We start from the raw sequence: 18829 nt of genomic DNA, 5'->3' as shown, positions 1-18829 counted from the left end.
GGTCACGCGGATATCCACCGTGCCCGTCCCGGCCGGAGCCGTCGCCGTGATCTGGGTCGCGCTGTTGACCGTAAAGCCGGTCGCCGGCGTCTCCCCGAAATTCACCGCCGTCGCACCCGAGAGGTTGGCGCCGGTGATGATCACGCTCGTGCCACCCGTGGCCGGACCTGCTGTCGGCGAAATCGAACTCACCGTCGGGGCCGTCACATAGGTGAACTGATCAGCGACCGAGGTCGCGCTGGTCCCGCCGGTGGTCGTGACGCGCACGTCTACCGTCCCAAAGCCAGCAGGCGCCGTCGCCGTGATTTGAGTCGCACTGTCGACCGTAAAGCCGGTTGCCACCGTCACTCCGAACCTCACCGCTGCCGCGCCCGTGAAATCTGTCCCGGTGATGGTGACAGTCGTGCCGCCCGTGGACGGACCCGCCGTCGGCGAGATCGAGTTCACGACCGGCCTCATCACATAGGTGTACTGGGCCGCCGCCGAGGTCTCGCTGGTTCCACCCGCCGTGGTAACGCGCACGTCCACCGTCCCCGCTCCAGCCGGAGCCGTCGCCGTGATCTGGGTCGCGCTGTTGACCACAAAACTGGTCGCCGCTGTCGTCCCGAAGCTCACCGCCGTCGCGTTCGAGAAGTTCGTCCCGGTGATGACCACGCTCGTGGCGCCGGAGGCCGGGCCCGTCATCCGCGAGAGCGACGTCACAGTCGGCGCAGGCGTATAGGTGAAGTACCTCCCACTGGTCCCATCCGGCGTCGTGACGAGCACGGTCACCAGCCCCGTCCCGGCCGGTGCGATCGCCGTGATCTGGGTGTCGCTATTGACCGTGAAGGCGGTCGCGGCCGTCTCCCCGAAGGTCACCGCCGTCGCGCCCGAGAAATGTTTCCCCGTGAGCGTCACGGTCGTGCCGCCCGACGTCGGCCCCGCCGCCGGCGAAATCGACGCCACCTTTGGCTCCGGCGGCATGACGAGCCAAGTGTAGGCGCGCTCTCCCGAAGAAGGCCCCGATGAACTGTCGGTAGCACGAATGGTGAAGTTGAACGTTCCGGAAACGCTCGGCGTGCCCGAGACCGCGCCGCCGGCGGACATCGTGATACCGGCTGGCAAGCTCCCCTCTGTCACCGCAAAAGTGGTGGGAGCAGTCGCATTACCCGCCGACAACCAGTTGTTGTAGGTCGAATCCATTCGCCCGGGCACGAAGGTCGATGGAAAAATGTTGAGGGTCGGTTCCGCCACGATCAAGCTATAGGCTTGGCTGGCGGAATAGGGCGCGCCAGCTCCCGTCGAACTGTCGGTCGCGGTAACGGTAAAGTCGTACGTCCCGGTCTCCGTCGGCTTGCCTGACAAGGTCCCGTGCGCATCCAACGACAGGCCTGCCGGCAGGGCGCCCTCTGTGATGGCATAGTTAAAAGGCGCAACGCCGCCGGACGCGCTGAGCGTCTCGGCATAGGTTAGGCCTACCCATCCACGCTGCAGGGAGGACGGCGAGATCGTCTGCGCGGCGACAGGCCCGGCCAGAACGGATAGGACCACCATCATGGCGGCCAGAACCAGGCGAGCATTTCGCTTGACGCGATCGACCGCGATCTCAAACAGTCCAGACATAACTGACTTCCCCGACGTCCTACGCCTTGCGGCGCTCTGCCTCGCGATCACCGTTGATGAAAGCAAAGCGATTTCAACCGGCCGCCTAACATCGGCCGCCATGCATGAGAATGTCTGGAAATCTCGGGATTGCGACGTACAGACACGACTCAATCGCAGCCTTCCTCAGGCGCTTCCATTTGTTTAGGTGACCTAACTGATGGTCGATGATCGCCGTCGCGTCAGGATTTCAGTTTGCCCAGTTCGCGTACGATTTCGTGGAACGTCTCGACCCGGACCCTTCCGGATGCGTTCGAGCGCTACGTGGTCGGCATGGCGGACCTTTACGAGGTGTCCGGCGTCAGCGAGCATGACCGGCTCAACTTCTTCAATGCCTCTCGCAGCACGTTAAGCGCCGCTGGCGGGATCGGTGATGGGCGGTCTGTGCGCCAAACCTTGGCCCGGGGGCGCGCGACTTTGCGGCGCTCGGACGTCGATGGCCTGAACCTTCTGGTGAACACCACGGCCACGGTGGGCGACTGCGACGGTCGCACGGTCCGAGCCGAGCCGGGCGCCCTTCAGTTTCGTGACATGAGCCGGCTCATCGCCTCACGTCTCGATTCCGTGGACGTGATAAGCATCATGATCCCCCGCAACCTGGCCCCCCCCTCCCTGCTCGCCCCTGCCATGCACGGCCTCGCCCTGCCCCCGACCGTTTCCGGCGTTCGCCTGGTGCGCGCCCATATGCGCGCCGTGCTCGACGAGGCCGAACACCTGTCGGACGTGGCGCTGGACACGGCGATGCAATCCCTTCTGCTGATCGCCGGCCGTGTCGCCGGAATAGAAACGCCGATAGGCGCGCCGGAGATGTCGGCCCTTCAAGGCACGGTGCGACGCAGCGCGGTTGACTACATCGAGCGTCGCCTACTGGCCGGCGACATCGCCTTCAACATCGATCTGCTGCCCCCCTCCATCGGCGTATCTCGCGCCACGCTTTATCGCGCCTTCGACGGCGGCGGCGGCGTGAGCCGCTACATCCAGGACCGCCGGCTGCACCATGCGCGTCTTGCGCTGCGGCGGCGCAACGATGTGCAAAAGACGATCGCCGAGATCGCCTACGATCATGGTTTCGCCTCCCCGAACCACTTCAGCCGCCTGTTTCGTGCGCGCTACGGATACCCGCCGTCCGAAGTCGAAGCTCTGATAGCAAACCACGACGTGGCCATGTCGGACGGCCCAATCCGCCACGACCTTTTAAGCGCCTGGCTATCTGAGATCGGAGCCGCAGCGATGATCAGCCCGCAAAACGGACCTTCCCTAGAGCCGCTTTGAGCCCATTGCCGACCTTCAGGCTTTGCCCTAGCTGCGGGTCAGCACTGCGCCAGCAGCGGACATTCGCGCCTCCACGAATACAAGACATTTGGCCGGGCAGGGCCGCGGCTCATCGAGACGGCATTTCGATGAACTGTTCATCGCCAGGCCAACGGAGCCTAACAATGAACAGACCATCTTCCGACGGGTCAGTCCGATATCCAGGGGCCCTCCCCGTGGACATGGACCACCGTGTCCACGTCGGCCCAGGCGAAGTGAGGCACGCCCGGCGGAATAGCAACCACGCCACCTGGCGGCACCGCAATACCTTTGGTCCGGTCGAACGTCTCTCCTATCCCCACCCAGAGCGTGCCCGTTATGACCGTGTTCCGGTCCACGAACGGCGCCTTGTGAGCATGGGGGACTGTGTCGGTTCCACCGGGAAACCGTACGCGCGCAAGGAACGGCCCTGGCTCGGTTATACCGCCCTCGACATCGACGTACTGGACGCCGGGCGCGTTGGGGAAATCCTTCCAGACAACCGTCTCGAAGGTCTCGATGATGACGCCGTCGGGCACGGGCTGCGGTGTGTCCATGATCAGACGCCTGCCATCACAGTGACGTCGCCCGATCGCCAGATGTTGTCGACCGTGTTGCGCGTGATGACCCAGCCGTCGCCCTGACGCACCAGTTCGACGTCGTAGCGATTCTTCATCAGATAGTGGCGCGACGGGTCGGTTTTCGGGACGTGCTGCGCTTCGACCAGAGCATCCATTCGGGCCGTATCGCCAGTGATCGTCACCAACGGATTGCTGACCGAGTGGGAGGTGTCGAACGGGGCGAGCGAGCCCGAAAGAGCGGCGATCAGGTTTTCACGACCCTCGATGACCGGATAATGAAAGCCGGCCTTGGCCGACGCAGGGCCGAAATCAGAGACGACGGTCTCGGCAATGGCCGAGGCAAACATACCCCAGTCACGAAGGTCGATGCCGGCGGCAAAGCGATAGAGCGCTTCGACCACGGCAAGGCGGTCTCTCGCGGCGGGTGAAGTCCGGACGATCGCCGTCACTGGATCAACCCCGTTTGGCCCCCGAGACGTGACGGTTCGCTGTTGGAACGACCGTTGGCGGACCCCAACTCCTGAGTTTCTGGGCGCAGACTGATGGCCAAGCGATTGAAGCTGCCTAGCCTGCTAACGCTCGTAGCCATGCTAGCCGGATGCGCTGCTCCCTCGGAACCCTTCAACATTACGCTTGCGCCTCCTGCCCCAGATTATGATCATTCAGAAAGCTGGATGGCACTGCCCGGTCGCCCGGGCCTTGAGCACACAGCCCCGGCAGGCTTGGCGCCGATTACAGAAGCTGACGCATTAGCGGACGTCTTCTTTATCCACCCGACGACCAGCGTCGCCACAGACATCTGGAACGCGCGATGGGATGCCTCCGGCGACGCGGCGCCTCTGAGCCCTGCCGTCCTTCTGGGCCAGGTCAGCGTGTTCAACGGATGCTGCCGCATCTATGCGCCCCATTATCGTCAAGCCACCCTTCCCGCCCTAAGCAAAAGCCCTGAGGCGGTCGACCTGGCCTATAGCGACGTCGCCGCAGCGTTTCGCCAGTTCATCTCAAGTCGGAACAACGGACGTCCGTTCATCCTGGCCTCACACAGTCAGGGCACTGGCCACGCGATCCGTCTTTTGCAGACCGAGATCCTCGGCACACCGCTGCAGTCGCGGATGATCGCTGCCTATCTGATCGGCGGTTATGTGCCGGACACCTTTCCGGAGATAGGACTGCCCATCTGTGATGCACCGGACCAGGTCGGATGCGTCCTTGCGTGGAACGCTGCTAAACCCCAGGCCCGTCTCGCGCGCATCGTGGTCGACGAAAAGTCCTACTGGTGGAAGGGCGGCGTACGCACTGAAAACCTGGCGCAAGCCATATGCGTCAATCCTCTGACGTGGCGCAACGAAACCCAGAATGACGAGGCTGCGTCGGCGATCCTGAATCCTGGCTCGATCCCCCTCCCGCGTTCGCCCTTTGGCTCTGTGCCGTCGGCGCCTACTCCGAATCTGACGGGTGCACGTTGTCACGCGAGGATGCTGGAAGTCGATCTAGGCGATGCGCCCGAGACCTATAGCGACCGCTTGACCCGGCTGGCTGGCAGCTATCACCTGAATGATTACGGGCTATTCTATGTGGCCTTGCGCGAGAATGCAGTGCTACGCGTTCTGACTTGGATGAACAGCCAACCCAGCCCGTTCCACCAATCCGGGCGCTCACGATGAGCAATCCGACTATCGCAACGCCGCCGTTCACTCCAGTTGCCGGCATGGTGGACCGACTGGATTCGGGTGGCTTCGGTCCAAGCGCCGAAGACCTCGAGTTCGTCGCTGCCTATCTGTCGATTGAGGAAGCGAGCGCGTCTCTGTTGGCGAGCTATGCTGCGCCCGAGAAGCTGGCGGCGCGCAGGCAGCGCAAGATCGCTCAACGCGATCGCGACTGGGCAGTCGCTGAGCCAGTACCGCGAACTCAACGCAACCCTGATCGGTCAGAAGGTGGATATCGTCTTCATCGGCGATTCCATCACCGAAATCTGGGGCTACGCCCAGCCGGACCTGTTCGCCGGCGGCATCGTCAATCGCGGGATCAGCGGCCAAACCAGTCCCCAAATCCTGTTGCGCTTCATGCCCGACGTCATCGCACTCAAACCGCAAGCGGTTCATTTGATGTGCGGGGTGAACGATATCGCCGGGAACACGGGCCCAACCACCCTGGCTGACTACCAGAACAACATCCTGGCGATGCTGGACCTAGCTCGAGTGCACGATATCCAGGTCATCCTCGCTTCCCTGACGCCTGTGTCTTGCAATTGGCGCCCATCGGCGGTCACCGATCCCGGCGCGCGCGTCCGTCAGATCAATACGTGGCTGGCGAATCTGGCGTCAGATCAAGGCCTGATTTTCGCGGACTACAGGACCGTGCTTGCAGATACATCAGGCGACCTTCGACCAGACTACCATCGCGACGGGTTGCACCCCAACCAAGCAGGCTATGCCGCTATGAAACCCGTAGTCGAGAACGCTGCGAGGCAGGTGCGACGTCGCTGCCCCTCCGCTCCTGATGCCCCAGGTTACGCCTAGTAGGGATCAAGCGCGGCTTACGTCGCCTCCCGGCCTTGCAGCATAGCTTGCCACGATACACGCAGAGACGTATTGCGACGCATTCTTATAATGTGAGCGCCCGACGATTATGCGTCTTTCCCTGTTCGGCTTTCTGACGTCCGCCTCCTGCCTTGCGATCGCGGCTGCCGCTGCATCGCCCGCGTTGGCGCAGCAGGAGGAGCCGACCACGCTTTCGGACATCGTCGTCACGGGATCTCAGGTTTCGCTGCCCCCGGCCTATGCCGGCGGTCAGGTGGCTACGGGGGGGCGGGTCGGCCTGTTCGGGGCGCTGGACACGATGGACACGCCCTTCTCGTCGACGAGCTTCACCGAGGAACTGGTCCGCAACCAGCAGGCCCGCAGCGTCGCTGACGTGCTGCAGAACGATCCGGCGGTGCGAGTCTCAAAGGGATTTGGCAACTTCCAGGAACTCTACGTCATTCGGGGTTTCCCGGTCTTCTCGGACGACATGACCTATAACGGCCTCTACGGCGTCCTGCCGCGCCAGTTCGTGGCGGCGGAGCTGCTGGAACGGGTTGAGGTCTTCCGCGGGGCGACCGCTTTCCTGAACGGCGCTGCGCCCGGCGGCAGCGGCGTGGGCGGCGCGGTCAACCTTGTGCCGAAGCGTGCGCGTAGCGAACCGCTGACCCGCCTTACCGCCGGTTGGGAAGGCGGCGACGAGATTTACGCGGCCGCCGATGTTTCGCGCCGCTTCGGCGAGGATGATGCGTGGGGCCTGCGTCTCAATCTGGCGAGCCGCGCTGGAGAAAGCGCCGTCGAGGGCGAAAAACGGGAGATGAAGGTTCTGGGCCTTGGCCTGGATCGTCGCGGCGACCGGGTTCGTTTCTCGGCCGACCTTGGCTGGCAGGACAACCGCATCGACGCGCCGCGCCCGCAGGTGACGCCGGCCGGCGCTATTCCGGCTCCGCCGGCCGCGGACAAGAACTTCGCCCAGCCGTGGACCTATACCGACGAAACCCAGTTGTTCGGCGCTGTTCGCGGCGAATTTGACGTCACCGACGCGATCACGATTTGGGCAGCTGTCGGCGGTCGCGACGGCAAGGAACGCAACAGCCTGGCCAACCCGACGGCCCAGCCTGACGGCAGCCTGAGCAGCAACCGGTTCGACAACGGCCGCCGCGATCAGGTCTTCTCGGCCGACGTGGGCGTGCGCGCTGACTTCGACACCGGTCCTGTCGGCCATCGTCTGGTTGCCTCGATGGCCCAGGTTCAGTCGCGTGAGAGCAACTCCTACGCCTTCTCGGATTTCGGCGGCTTCGCGGGCGACCTGTATGATCCCTTCGATGTGGTTGCTCCCCCTGCCACAGCGCTCGTCGCCGGCTCCCTGACTGATCCCACCGTCATCGGGCGTGTAAAGACCACCAGCTTCGCCGTTGCAGACATGCTGTCCTTCCTGGAAGGTCGCGTACTGGCCACCGTAGGCGCGCGATATCAGGAGATCGACACGCGTTCCTACGACTACAACACGACGGCTCGTACCGGCGGATACGCCAGCGATGCGGTGACGCCCGTTTTCGCCCTGGTCTACAAGCCCAGCGACAAGGTCTCGCTCTACGCCAACTATTCGGAAGCTCTGCTGCCTGGAAAGATTGCGCCGGGCGTAATCAACAGCACACCGGTCGCCAACGCTGGCGAGGTCCTGAAACCCTTCCGCGCCGAACAGGCCGAGGTGGGCGTCAAGTATGACGGCGGGTCGTTTGGCGGGACGCTAAGCGCCTTCCGGACCACGCTTCCCAGCGAGTTCTTCGACCCGTCGACCCGCATCTACAGCGCGGACGGCGAGCAGGAGAACAAGGGCGTTGAACTGACCGTCTTCGGCGAGCCCGTCGAGGGCCTGCGGCTGTTGGGCGGCGCGACCTGGCTGGACGCCGAGATCGTGCGCGCGCTTGACGCTTCTCTCGACGGCAAGTCGCCGATCGGCGTGCCGGAGTTTCAGGCCAACGCCAATATCGAATGGGACGTTCCTGCCCTCTCAGGTCTGACGCTGGAGGGGCGCGTCGTCCACACCGGCGCGCAGCCGGCAAGCGCGGACAATAGCGTCGAGCTGGAATCGTGGACACGCTTCGACGCCGGCCTGCGCTACGGCTTCGAGGCGGGCGGCCAGCCTCTGACCTTCCGCGCGCGCGTTGAAAACATCGCTGACAAGGATCAGTGGGTTGCGGTCGGCGGCTATCCGGGGTCGAATTATCTGACGCTCGGCGCACCACGCACCCTGCGTCTGTCGATCTCGACGGAGTTCTGATCCGCATGCAGACGCGGACCATCCGCGCCTGGACCTGCGTTCACAAGTGGTCGAGTCTCGTCTCGACCATCTTTCTGCTGATGCTCTGCGTCACCGGTCTGCCGCTCGTTTTCACTCACGAGATCGACGAGGTGCTGCTGCATCAGCAGTGGCGACCCTCTGGCGCGGACAGCGAGAAGCTCAATCTGGACCAGGTGCTGGAAACGGCTCTGTCACGCCATCCCGGCGACGTGGCCGCCTTCATGAGTTTCGATGAAGATCGACCCGTCGTGAATGTCACCAGCATCGATCCTGACGGTCCGGCCGGGGCCTATAATTTCCAACCCATCGACCAGACCAGCGGAGAGGCGGCGCCACTGGTCGCCGGCCATCCCGTGATGGAGTTCCTGCTTCAGCTACACACGGACATGTTTCTCGGCCTGCCCGGCATGCTGTTTCTGGGCCTGATGGGGCTGCTGCTGATCGTGGCGCTGGTTTCGGGCGTCGTACTCTACGCCCCGTTCATGCGGCGCCTGCCGTTCGGCACGGTTCGGGCGTCGAAGGCGGCGCGCACGCGCTGGCTGGATTATCACAACCTTCTCGGCGCCGTGACCCTGGCCTGGGTTCTGGTCGTAGGGTTGACGGGGGTGGTCAACACCCTGGCGACCCCGATCATCGCCTATTGGAAGGACACTGCTCTCAAGGAGTTGACGGCCGCCTACGACGCGCCTGTCGCGGCGGGTGAACGCGCTTCGCTGGATGCAGCCGTGCAGCGGGCCCGGGCCGCCCTGCCCGGCATGACGCTTCAGTTTGTCGCCTTCCCCGGATCATCCTATTCGACCGATCACCACTATGCCGTCTTCTTTCACGGTGACACGCCCCTCACGACGCACCTGACCACGCCGGCCCTGATCGATGCGCGGACCGGAGAGTTGGCGGCCGTGGCGTCCATGCCCTGGTATGTGAAGACCTTGTCTCTGTCCCAACCGCTTCATTTCGGCGACTATGGCGGACTGCCGCTCAAAATCTTGTGGGCGTTGCTGGACGTCGCCACGATCATCATCCTGATCTCCGGCCTCTACCTCTGGCTGGCCAAGCGGAAGACGAGACCGTGAGCCGCAAGGATCTGGGACTGAGGGCCATATTTCTGGCTCCGGCCGTTCTTTTTGCGCTGAGCCTTGTCGGCCTGATCGGAGCCCTGCTGGAAGAGGGCTGGCTGGACTGGATCTACGCAGGGTGCCTCGGCGCCACTCTGGTCACGCTCACATGGGTGCTTGTTCGCCGTCGGCGCTGAACGCCTGCTCGCGCCCCCATGGCCGAGCTGTCGCCATTGCTAGGTCCGACGCAGAAACGGCGCCGCCGCCAAGGCCGCCTGGCTGCGATTATTGACTTCCAGCTTCTTCAGGATGGCCGAAACGTGTTGTTTCACGGTGCCTTCCGTAAGGTCCATGTCGCCGGCGATCTCCTTATTGAGCTTTCCGTCAGCCACGCCGCGCAACACTCGTAGCTGAGCCGCGGAAAGACGCGCGACACGCCGATGGAAGTCTACGGCGATCGGATCAGCCGAGAATTCCTCGGGAAAGACCTCCTCCCCCCGCAATACGGCGCCCACGGCATTCACCACGTGTTCAACGGGCGCCGTCTTGGAAAGGTAGGCTTTTGCTCCAAACGCGCGCGCCATGGAGACGGAATGCGGGTCGGTGCGGGAAGAGACCATAGCGAAGGCCGCCTGTGGCAGGCGTTGCTGAAGTCGCAGGAGCGCGTCAAATCCGGTGGCGTCGGGCAGCATGAGATCCAGCATGACCAGCTTGACCCGAGCGCCGCCCACTCGAGCGAACTCCTCAGCCTCTGTGGCGCTTAGCACCCGCGCAACATCCAGGTGAACATAGGCGGCGCGGATGGACAACTCGAGCGCCTGCCCGACCAGCGGATGGTCGTCCACGATCAAAACTGTCCAGCGCATCAGCCGCGCTCACCTCTTGTTCTAGCGTCTACGGATCAACTTCAGCTTGAAGCGCATTCGTTAATCAGAGGTATCGACGTTTTTTCAAGCGTTGCAGTAGGTCTGGTAAAGACGCGTATTCCTATAACTTTGGTTCGATTCAGGCCTCCGGGCGAGGTCGACTTGTGGACGGCGGCGGATTTCGGGCTGATTTGGGCCTCCAACAACGGCGCACAACGCACGCCGCCTCTGGAAGTTGGAGATGACCATGAACAAGATCCTGATCGCCGCCGCCGCTGTCGCTCTGACCGCAGTTGCCGCCCCGGCTCTAGCCCAGTCGGCCTCGACCACGGGCTCCGGATCGATCACCGTGATCCGCCCGCTGACCATCACCAAGACTGCGGATCTGAAGTTCGGCACGGTCGTGCGTCCCGGCACCGGCGCCGGCTCGGTCGCCGTTAGCGCCGCAGGCGCGCGCTCGGTCACGGGTGGCGTTGTGGGCCTGAGCTCCGGCGACACGCCCGCCGCCGCTGCCTTCACGGTCGCTGGCGAAGGCGGTCAATCGGTGTCGGTGACCATCCCCGCCACCTTCTCCATGGCCAACGGTTCTGACACGCTCACGGTCACCACCACCAACAGCCTGACGGGCTCGGCGGCCACCCAGACCCTGTCCAACGCCCTGGGCTCGGCCGGCTCCCTGGCCTTCAATGTCGGCGGTTCCGTGCCGGTGGCGTCCACGACGGCGACGGGGGCCTATACCGGCTCCTTCACCGTCTCGGCTGCTTACAACTGACCCATGTTCCCGCTGCACCGGGATCTTGAGCCGCGCACGCACCTTAACGAGTCGGAAGGGTTCGCCCTCCATCGTTTCAATCCTGTGTTGCGCGGAGTCAGGTCAGTGATGTTGCGTTACCTCCTCCCCGCCGTGGCCGCTTTGCTCGTCGCCGAGCCGGTCACGGCCCAGGTCGGAGCCGATCTGAACATCTCGCCCAAGCGGGTGGTGTTCAGCGCCGGCGAACGCAGCGCCACGGTTTATATTTTCAATCAGGGCGACCTGCCAGCCACCTATACCGTCGAGTTGGTGGACCGCGTCATGACGCCGGACGGCCGTATCGTCGCGACCGATGAAGCGCCGGATGTGCAGATCGACTCGGCCCGCGATCTGGTCCAGCACACGCCGCGCCGCATCACCCTGCAGCCCCGGACCAGCCAGGCCATTCGTGTGCGCGCTCGTCCGGGCGGCGCCGCTGCGAGTGAACATCGGACGCACCTGACAGTGACCGCCTTGCCGCCCGAGAACACCGGATTCACTGTCGAACAGGCTGCGGCTGGCGCAGCCGACGAAGTGTCCCTTCAGGTCGTTGCCCTGTTCAGCGTCAGCATTCCGGTCATTGTCCGCGACGGTCCTGTGGACGCCCGCGCAGGCATCGACCGCGTTTCGATCCGGCGGGAGGATCAGCAGAACCTGCTGTCCCTGGACCTCGTACGCATGGGCGCCAACTCGGTGTACGGCGACATCGAGGTCCTGTCGGAGGCTCCTGGAGGACAACAGCTTCTGACAGCCGTCCGCGGCGTCGCGGTCTATCCTGAAGTTGACCGGCGCACCGTTGTGATCGCCCTCCCCCAGTCGCCGGCCACAGGACAGGCGCTGACGATCGTCTATCGGGACGATGATGCGGCACGCGGGGAAGTTCTGGCCACGGCGACCCTGGTCGCGCCTTGATGGCGATCAGGTCCGCCGGAGCGGCTGTGGTCGCGCTGGCGGCTTCGACGTCCTCCTTGCCAGCGTTGGCTCAGGATACGCTCGTGCGCAACCTGGTGATCGCCGCCGAGCCGCAACCTTTTGGTGCGGACGACCTGTTGTGGATGCAGGTACGATCGGGCGATACCGAGTTGACGGATTCCATGAACGTCTACGCATCGCGCGCTGGCGTCTTCTTGCCCCTGGGCGAATTCTCGCGGGTGTTGGACATCGCCGTGGGCGTCTTCCCCGCACAGCGCCGCGCTGAGGGTTGGGTGATGGAGCCGTCGAATCGACTGGTGGTCGATCTGGCGCGCATGGAGGCGACGATCGGCGGACGGGTCATTCCCATCGGGCCCGATCAGGCCGCCATTTATGGCGATGAACTTTACGCCCGCGCCGATCTGCTGGAACAACTGCTCCCGGTGCGGCTGACGGCGGACGCCAGCGCCCAGGTTCTGAGCCTGACCACCACGCGGACCCTGCCTTTCGAACAGAGAGCCGAACGGATGCGGCGCCAGGCTGTGGCGGATGGTGTCAGTACAGAAGGCGAAACGGTCCGGGTCGACACACCCTATCGGCTGGCCAGCCCGCCGGCCTTTGACGTTAACATCGGCGGCCAACTCACCCGGGATGGCGTGGACAACGCCTCGCGCTTCGATATCCGAGTGGCTAACGACCTGCTGCACGCCGGGTTTGAAGGCTACGTCGGATCCGACGATGACGGCGCGGTCAACACGGTTCGCGTGATGCTCAGCCGCAAGGATCCTTATGGGCGTGCGCTGGGTCGCCTAGGCGGAACACGGGCCGGATTGGGCGACGTCTATTCTCCGTCCATGCCTATCGGCCCCGCTGGCGTGTCAGGTCGCGGCGCCTTCTATTCTTCAGCGCCGCTGGAAAATCTGGATCTCGCGACGCCGTTGAATCTGCGCGGCGAGTTGGCGTTGGGCGAAGAGGTCGAGCTCTACGTCAACGAAGTGCTGCAACGCGCCCAGACGTCCCCTGTGCAGGGGCGGTACGAATTCCTCGACGTGCCGCTGGCCTTCGGTTTGAACACCATCCGCCTCGTCTTCTACGGTTCGCAGGGCCAGATTCGTGAAGCGGTTCGTCGGGTCAACTTCGGAACGGGCCAACTTCAGCCGGGACGTTTCGTCCTGCGTCTGGGCGCCGTCGAACAGGATCGCACCGTGTTCGAGGTTGGCGATCGCCTCCAAGGATCGAGCGCAGGGGCTGCGCGGCTGGTGGTCACGGCCGACTACGGCCTGACCCCTTCCCTCACCTTGAGCGCTGGCGCGGCCAGCTACAGGCCGCAAGGCCGCGAAACCCGCACGATGGGCGCATTGGGCGTGCGAGGGTCCCTCGGCGTCTTCGCCACCCAGTTTGACGTCGCCATCGACAATAAAAGCGGCCGGGGCGCGACCGCTGCACTGGCGACCCGGCTTGGCGGTGTTTCGCTGCTCGGTCGCCATTCCGAGTACGGCGGCGGGTTTGTCGATGAAACCCGCCAGCTAGGCGTGACGGACCAGGCGCCCTTGCGGCGCGCTACGGACCTGAGAGCCGACGGCCAGTGGTCTGGTCCCAATGGGCTGACTGTCCCTGTTTCGCTGAACGCGCGTCGCCTGGTTCAGGCCGATGGGCGGCGATTGACGAATGTCGAACTTCGGGCGTCTGCACCCATCGGCCGCCTCTACGCCTCGAGCAGTATCGCCTACGAGGCCGAAACGATGGGAGCGGTGTCGGCGCGGCGCTGGCTGGGAAGTTTCGACATGACAACCTTGGTCTCCGCCCGCATTCAGACGAGAGCCGGCGTTACGTATGAAGCTTCGCCCGACCCCGCTTTGGACACGGCCTACATCACCGCCGACTGGCAGATCACCGACAGCGCTGCCCTGCGTCTGGGCGCTGTTCGCACGCTGGGACCGCAAGCGACCACAAGCCTGCAAGCCTCCCATCTCTGGCGTGCGCCTCGCTTCGACCTCGCGCTGAACCTGGCTTATGAGACCGAGCGTCAGGATTGGCGCTTCGGCCTGCAGATGGGATTCGGCTTCGGCTATGATCCAGGGCCGCAACGATACCGCATGACGCGACCGGGTGTGGCGGGCGGCGGTTCTATCGCCATCAACGCCTGGGTGGATGACAATGGCGATCGCGTGCGCCAACCCGACGAGGCAGGCGTCGCCGGGCTGATCACCGACACCCCGGCAGGCGCGGCGACTACTGATGCCCAAGGGCGGGCCTACGCAACGGGCCTGGGAGACGTGCCGTCCGCCCAGATCCGCGTGAATGCCGAAGCGATCGATGATCCCTTCCTCATCGGGGGACCAGATGCGTTCCGGATTGTGCCTCGGCCCGGCCGCGCCGCCCAGATCGACTATCCGATGCAGCGCAGCGCCGAAGTCCAGCTTCAGGCGATGCTGGTCCAGACCGAGGGCGATGTACGTGCGATCGCCGCGCTCGCCATCGAGTTGGCCCCTCGCAATGGTGATCCCGCGATCGCGGGGCGGAGTGATCACTCCGGGGTCGTCTTCTTCGAGAAGTTACGTCCCGGCCTTTATGATTTGCGTCTCGACCCCGATCAGGCGCGCGCCCTGTCTGTCGTTCTGATCGAACCTGTCCAGGTCATTGTGCCGGCCGCAGGCGGGTTCTTGGATGCCGGATCATTCAAGGTGCGGATAGCTGGGGAGGCCTCGCAATGAACCGGTGGCCGATCATCCTCATTACCCTGCTCACCATGGCGGTTTCAGGCGTAGCCCATGCCCAGGCGACGGTGACGCGATCTCCGGCGAGCGCGCCGACCCTAGGCGTCACCATTCGTGGCACGACGCCGACCACCTTCAGTATTTCCAGTACTGGTGCGGTCACCCGCACGTCCGGGAACGCCATCCGCCTGACCAGCGGCTCTGTCACCACGCCTACGCTCAGCATCAACTGCGGTCTGCTGAACCTGTCCGGTCTGTGCGCGCTACGCTACGTTCGGATCACCATCACCCCGGTAGGCAGCAGTTCCGCCACCATCACGCGTTTCCGCATGGGAACCCTGAACGGCGCGACCTATCGCAGCGGATCGGCGCCGGCGGAAGGCGCCACGCTGACGTTTGACATCAACCCGCTCGGACTACTGAGCACCGCAACCTTCCAACTCGGCATGGACGTGACCCTGGCCGCCAACGCTCCCAGCGGGACCTATGGCTTCGACTACGTCGTGACGGTACAACTGGTGCAATGACCATGGGACGCTTCTTCCTTATCTTTTCTGCGACAGCCCTTGCCATGCTCGCGCCCCAGGCTGCCGCGGCGGGAGAGCCCGCAGCCGCCAGCCTGAATGTCGTTCGCAGCTTGAGCATAGCGTCGGTCAGGCCCATCCAGTTGACCTCCACGGTACAGCGCCCTTTGGGAATCGAAGCGCGCTCGCTGGCCGGCGCGCCTGCAATCATCCGGATCGCGGGGGATCCAGGGCGAGTGTATCGCATTCGAGCGCCCGCGATTCTGCGGTCGCCAAACGGCGAGGCTGTCGTTGATGATCTGCGCATCTGGAGTGTCAACGCTGGCGACGTGTCGTCCAGCCGCGTTGCTCGCATGGACGTGGACGGTCACGACATGCTGCAGATTACCGGGCGGCTGAAGTCCCCTGCGAGCGGTCGCGCCTCGCTGCCGATCAGCATTGATTACGAATAGGGGCTCAGCCGTTCCAGCGCGATGATCAGTGCTCGCACCTTGTCGAGAGACAGGGCCTCCCCGCGAGCGAATTCCCCGTCGATCTCCAGAGCCTGCGCGCCGACATCGGCAAAGCCGAAAAGGCCAGCCACGCCGGCCAGCCCGTGAGCCAGGCGTTCGATTTCCGATATATCGCCACGAGCTAGGGCGTCGGCGAGATGCCTGCTTTCCTCTCCTGCTCGTTGCCGGAACCGCAGCCGCAAGGGTTCGAGAGCATCCGCGCTCAAACCTTTGCCTCCGCCAGCAAGCCGCGCACCTGGTCAGCCAGCGTCATGGGATCAAAGGGTTTGACGATCACGCCGATCGCCCCCAAGGCCTTCAACTGATCGACCTCGCTGGTCTGGGCCCTCGCGGTCATGAAGATGACGGGCGTAAGCTCCTGTCCTGACATGGCTCGCAAACGTTTGAGGACGCCCGGCCCATCCATGATGGGCATCATGAAGTCGAGCAGGATGACGTCCGGCGCCTGACCAGCAGCAATAAGATCCAACGCTTCCTGGCCCGATCCGACGCTGACCAGCGACAGGTTCGGATCAAGCTCCAACGCCATGGCCGCCACTTCGCGGATATCCGGTTCATCATCGACATGCATCAAGGCGAGGGTCATGACGTCTCCTTCAGCGTTTGGTCCTGTCAAAGGTCAGGCGGCGTACCGTGCGCGCCAAATGGGTCAGGGAGGCCGAAGACTTCACCAGAACGGCCTCAACTCGAGCGCCCAGGGCGGCGTCGAGTTCCTGGGCGGAATAGACCACGACCGGGATGACCGCCTCGCCCTCGCCCAGGCTGGGCAATAACTCAAGGCCGGATCCGTCGGGCAGTCCCAGGTCCAGGATGACCAGATCCGGCTTCACCCGCCTCAGGCTTTCTCGCGCGTGCGCCAGACTCGTAGCGGCCACGACGTCGGCGACGCCCGAAAGCGTCGCGGCTGTCACCTGAAGAATATCCGGGTCGTCGTCGACGTGCAGAATGACGGGGTTACGGCGATCCAACCGATCCAGGATTGACCGGATGGCGGTCCTCAGACGCCCTTGATCGAACGGCTTTTCCAGCCAGTCCACAACTTCCAGCGAACGTCCCCGCGCCTTGCCTCGCGCCACATCGGCAGACACCACGACGACCGGGGTGTCCGACGTGTCAGCGCGCGCTCTCAGGGCCCGGATCAGGCTGATGCCGTCAGCGTCCGGCAACTGCAGGTCCACGAGAATGGCGGCGAAAGCCTCCGCGTCCACGGCCTCCAACGCCTCTGAAACGCTCCCCACGATGTGCGTCTCGAACCCGTCCTGCACCAGCATGATGCGCAGGATTTCGGCGGCATCGTGATCATCCTCCACGATCAGAAGGCGGGGGCCTCCGACCGATTTCGAGGTTGTACTTTCACCGGCCAATGGAAGGTCGAGATGGAAGGTTGCGCCTGCACCGGGCGCCGACTCGAACCAGAGCCGGCCGCCGTGACGCTCGGCGATCTCCTTGGCGATGGCCAGCCCCAAGCCGGTCCCACCCCGCTGTCTGGTGTCGGAACCGTCGGCCTGAGCGAACTTGGTGAAAATTCTAGACCTGAAGGTGTCGGGCACGCCGGGGCCTTCGTCCCGAACGCTCAGTCGCACAATCCGGGATTCCGGCATGACGCTGACTTGGACCCGCCCCCCTGCTGGCGAGAACTTCACGGCGTTGGACAGGAGATTGACCACGACCTGAACCAGGCGGTCAGGATCGCCCATCACAGGAGCGGCGTCGCCGTCGGCTAGGTCCAGCCGACACCCAGCCTGGTCCGCCAGCCCCTGAACGCTATCAAGCGACCGCTCCGCAATATCCCTCATATCGACGGCCTGGATATCGAGACTGATCTCTCCGGCTTCCAGCTTCTCGACATCAAGGATGTCGTTGATCAGACGCACCAGGCGCTGGCTGTTGGCATGAGCAATTGCGATCAGGCGCGTCGCACGTTCCGGCAACTCGCCTGCCGCGCCTCCTGAAAGCAGGCCCAGCGACCCTGCGATGGACGTTAGCGGCGTGCGAAGCTCATGGCTGACGGTGGAGACGAACTGTTGCTTCAGTTGCTCGACCCGCCGACGTTCCGTGATGTCCCGCACAACCGCAACCAGATGCACGCCGGTCGGCAGGCTCATCGGGCTGAAAGCGACATCGACCGGGAACCGCGTGCCGTCACGTCGTTTGGCCGTCAGCTCGCTAATCAGGCCGGTCGACGCCTCAGCGCCTCGCGCCCGGATCTGGGCGATCAGGCCCTTGTCGCCCTGCTCTCCCTCCATGAGAACCGATACGTCGCGTCTTCCTAACTCCGCTGCCGACCAGCCAAACATTCTGGTCGCCGCAGTGTTCATCGTCTCAATCGTTCCGCTGGGGTTGAGCGTCAGAATGGCGTCGATGGCGCTGTCGAAGATCGCCTCCTGACGTGCGGCCGTCGCTCTAATAGTCGCCAGCAAGACGCGTCGGGTGGCTATGTAGCGGATCGATAGAAAGGCGCTCGCACCGACAACCAGGATCAGCGCAAGGACGACGGCGCTCACGATGGCTTCCGTGAATCTGCTGCGCCGCTCGACGTGATCGGTTAGTTCGGCCAGTTGTCGCGCATCGAGGGCGGTCATCCGATCGATCTGGCCGCGGATACGATCCATGGCGGCCTTGCCCTCGCCGGTCGCCACCATGGCCAGACCCGCCTCTCGCCCTCCGACGGCATAGGCATCCAGCGCGCGGGCGGTCGCGGCCAGTTTCTCATCTATCAGCTGTTCCAGCACACGAACGTTTTGCGCCTGCTGCACGTCGTCGGCATAGGCGGCGCGCAACCGCGGCAACTCGCTGTCGAGCATCCGGACCGCGCGTTCGTAAGGCCGTCGGAACTGCGGTTGCCCGGTGATGATGTAGCCTCTCTGGCCTGTCTCCGCGTCCTGCATCAGCGAAAAGACGGCCTGGAGTTCCTGGCGCGCCAGGTGGGATTGCTCGGCTTCGGCGCGTAGCGTCCGAACGCGGTCGAACTCTCGCCGAAGCTCGAGGCCCATCAATGACAGCCCCGCGACGATCACCAGCGCGACAAGCGCCAGGCCCCACAAGCGCTGCTTCCCGCCCAATCCCGCCAACACGCCCTCTCCCATCGCGGCTCGCCGGCATCTCGCCACGGTCTCC

General features: G+C 64.2%; 18 protein-coding genes. 11 read left to right on the top strand and 7 right to left on the bottom strand.

The window, feature by feature from the left end; all coding sequences use genetic code 11:
- Positions 1–1602, bottom strand: a 1602-nt coding sequence (locus B4A39_RS14895) for an IPT/TIG domain-containing protein (protein WP_292037345.1), incomplete at its 3' end; no start/stop codon positions are given.
- Positions 1603–1836: 234 nt separating this feature from the next.
- Between B4A39_RS14895 and B4A39_RS14890 the strand changes: the two genes are divergently transcribed.
- The gene (locus tag B4A39_RS14890) at positions 1837–2913 is read left to right on the top strand and encodes a helix-turn-helix transcriptional regulator (RefSeq protein WP_292037344.1); all 1077 of its coding nucleotides are present in this window, start codon (positions 1837–1839) and stop codon (positions 2911–2913) included.
- Between the two features lie 188 nt (positions 2914–3101).
- Here B4A39_RS14890 and B4A39_RS14885 read toward each other — a convergent pair whose 3' ends face one another.
- Complete coding sequence (locus B4A39_RS14885) at positions 3102–3488, bottom strand: cupin domain-containing protein (protein ID WP_292037343.1); 387 nt, start codon at positions 3486–3488, stop codon at positions 3102–3104.
- 2 nt (positions 3489–3490) lie between these two features.
- Positions 3491–3961, bottom strand: coding sequence for a nuclear transport factor 2 family protein (locus B4A39_RS14880; protein WP_292037342.1), 471 nt, complete (start codon positions 3959–3961; stop codon positions 3491–3493).
- Positions 3962–4054: 93 nt separating this feature from the next.
- On the opposite strand from B4A39_RS14880, the gene B4A39_RS14875 reads away from it, so the two are divergent.
- From B4A39_RS14875 to B4A39_RS14855, 5 genes are all read left to right on the top strand, one after another.
- Positions 4055–5176 (top strand): DUF3089 domain-containing protein, encoded by a 1122-nt coding sequence (locus B4A39_RS14875; RefSeq protein WP_292037341.1) that lies wholly within the window; start codon positions 4055–4057, stop codon positions 5174–5176.
- A gap of 153 nt (positions 5177–5329) precedes the next feature.
- Positions 5330–6031, top strand: a complete 702-nt coding sequence (locus tag B4A39_RS14870; protein ID WP_292037340.1) for a GDSL-type esterase/lipase family protein — start codon at positions 5330–5332, stop codon at positions 6029–6031.
- A gap of 109 nt (positions 6032–6140) precedes the next feature.
- A complete protein-coding gene (locus B4A39_RS14865) occupies positions 6141–8315 on the top strand; it encodes a TonB-dependent receptor (protein WP_292037339.1) in 2175 nt (724 codons plus the stop codon).
- On the top strand, positions 8225–9409 hold the full coding sequence (locus tag B4A39_RS14860; RefSeq protein ID WP_292037338.1) for a PepSY-associated TM helix domain-containing protein: 1185 nt from the start codon (positions 8225–8227) through the stop codon (positions 9407–9409). Before B4A39_RS14865 ends, B4A39_RS14860 begins: the two co-directional genes overlap by 91 nt.
- The gene (locus B4A39_RS14855; RefSeq protein WP_292037337.1) at positions 9406–9588 is read left to right on the top strand and encodes a hypothetical protein; all 183 of its coding nucleotides are present in this window, start codon (positions 9406–9408) and stop codon (positions 9586–9588) included. The genes B4A39_RS14860 and B4A39_RS14855 overlap by 4 nt, the downstream gene beginning before the upstream one ends.
- Positions 9589–9627: 39 nt before the next feature.
- Here the strand turns inward: B4A39_RS14855 and B4A39_RS14850 are convergent, their stop codons facing one another.
- Positions 9628–10257, bottom strand: a complete 630-nt coding sequence (locus B4A39_RS14850) for a response regulator transcription factor (protein ID WP_292037336.1) — start codon at positions 10255–10257, stop codon at positions 9628–9630.
- 247 nt (positions 10258–10504) lie between these two features.
- On the opposite strand from B4A39_RS14850, the gene B4A39_RS14845 reads away from it, so the two are divergent.
- The 5 genes from B4A39_RS14845 (at position 10505) to B4A39_RS14825 (ending at position 15652) form a co-directional block, all read left to right on the top strand.
- Positions 10505–11029: a DUF4402 domain-containing protein gene (locus B4A39_RS14845; RefSeq protein WP_292037335.1), complete on the top strand. Its 525-nt coding sequence runs from the start codon at positions 10505–10507 to the stop codon at positions 11027–11029.
- A gap of 108 nt (positions 11030–11137) precedes the next feature.
- Positions 11138–11959: a fimbrial biogenesis chaperone gene (locus B4A39_RS14840; protein ID WP_292037334.1), complete on the top strand. Its 822-nt coding sequence runs from the start codon at positions 11138–11140 to the stop codon at positions 11957–11959.
- An 83-nt stretch (positions 11960–12042) separates the two neighbouring features.
- The gene (locus B4A39_RS14835) at positions 12043–14673 is read left to right on the top strand and encodes a hypothetical protein (RefSeq protein WP_292037333.1); all 2631 of its coding nucleotides are present in this window, start codon (positions 12043–12045) and stop codon (positions 14671–14673) included.
- Complete coding sequence (locus B4A39_RS14830) at positions 14670–15203, top strand: hypothetical protein (protein ID WP_292037332.1); 534 nt, start codon at positions 14670–14672, stop codon at positions 15201–15203. The genes B4A39_RS14835 and B4A39_RS14830 overlap by 4 nt, the downstream gene beginning before the upstream one ends.
- Before the next feature lie 2 nt (positions 15204–15205).
- Positions 15206–15652, top strand: a complete 447-nt coding sequence (locus tag B4A39_RS14825) for a hypothetical protein (RefSeq protein WP_292037331.1) — start codon at positions 15206–15208, stop codon at positions 15650–15652.
- On the opposite strand, the gene B4A39_RS14820 is transcribed toward B4A39_RS14825, so the two are convergent.
- Genes B4A39_RS14820 through B4A39_RS14810 form a run of 3 tightly spaced genes read right to left on the bottom strand, consistent with a single transcriptional unit; the run spans position 15643 to position 18786 of the window.
- Positions 15643–15894: an Hpt domain-containing protein gene (locus tag B4A39_RS14820; protein ID WP_292037330.1), complete on the bottom strand. Its 252-nt coding sequence runs from the start codon at positions 15892–15894 to the stop codon at positions 15643–15645. The two genes, B4A39_RS14825 and B4A39_RS14820, sit on opposite strands and share 10 nt — an antisense overlap.
- 20 nt (positions 15895–15914) lie before the next feature.
- Positions 15915–16298 (bottom strand): response regulator, encoded by a 384-nt coding sequence (locus B4A39_RS14815; protein ID WP_292037329.1) that lies wholly within the window; start codon positions 16296–16298, stop codon positions 15915–15917.
- 10 nt (positions 16299–16308) lie between these two features.
- On the bottom strand, positions 16309–18786 hold the full coding sequence (locus B4A39_RS14810; RefSeq protein WP_292037328.1) for a response regulator: 2478 nt from the start codon (positions 18784–18786) through the stop codon (positions 16309–16311).
- Positions 18787–18829: the final 43 nt, after the last annotated feature.

Origin of the sequence: Brevundimonas sp. UBA4553, from assembly GCF_002387245.1 — a bacterium.
Lineage (GTDB): Bacteria > Pseudomonadota > Alphaproteobacteria > Caulobacterales > Caulobacteraceae > Brevundimonas.
Note: the sequence above shows the minus strand (reverse complement) of the source record. Positions and strands in the feature narration are given on the sequence as shown.

Coding starts and splice junctions, on each gene's coding strand:
- B4A39_RS14845 (WP_292037335.1), top strand. CDS start 10,505: ATGAACAAGATCCTGATCGCCGCCGCCGCTGTCGCTCTGACCGCAGTT.
- B4A39_RS14815 (WP_292037329.1), bottom strand. CDS start 16,298: ATGACCCTCGCCTTGATGCATGTCGATGATGAACCGGATATCCGCGAA.
- B4A39_RS14885 (WP_292037343.1), bottom strand. CDS start 3,488: ATGGACACACCGCAGCCCGTGCCCGACGGCGTCATCATCGAGACCTTC.
- B4A39_RS14865 (WP_292037339.1), top strand. CDS start 6,141: ATGCGTCTTTCCCTGTTCGGCTTTCTGACGTCCGCCTCCTGCCTTGCG.
- B4A39_RS14870 (WP_292037340.1), top strand. CDS start 5,330: ATGCTGCGCCCGAGAAGCTGGCGGCGCGCAGGCAGCGCAAGATCGCTC.
- B4A39_RS14825 (WP_292037331.1), top strand. CDS start 15,206: ATGGGACGCTTCTTCCTTATCTTTTCTGCGACAGCCCTTGCCATGCTC.
- B4A39_RS14830 (WP_292037332.1), top strand. CDS start 14,670: ATGAACCGGTGGCCGATCATCCTCATTACCCTGCTCACCATGGCGGTT.
- B4A39_RS14850 (WP_292037336.1), bottom strand. CDS start 10,257: ATGCGCTGGACAGTTTTGATCGTGGACGACCATCCGCTGGTCGGGCAG.
- B4A39_RS14875 (WP_292037341.1), top strand. CDS start 4,055: ATGGCCAAGCGATTGAAGCTGCCTAGCCTGCTAACGCTCGTAGCCATG.
- B4A39_RS14840 (WP_292037334.1), top strand. CDS start 11,138: ATGTTGCGTTACCTCCTCCCCGCCGTGGCCGCTTTGCTCGTCGCCGAG.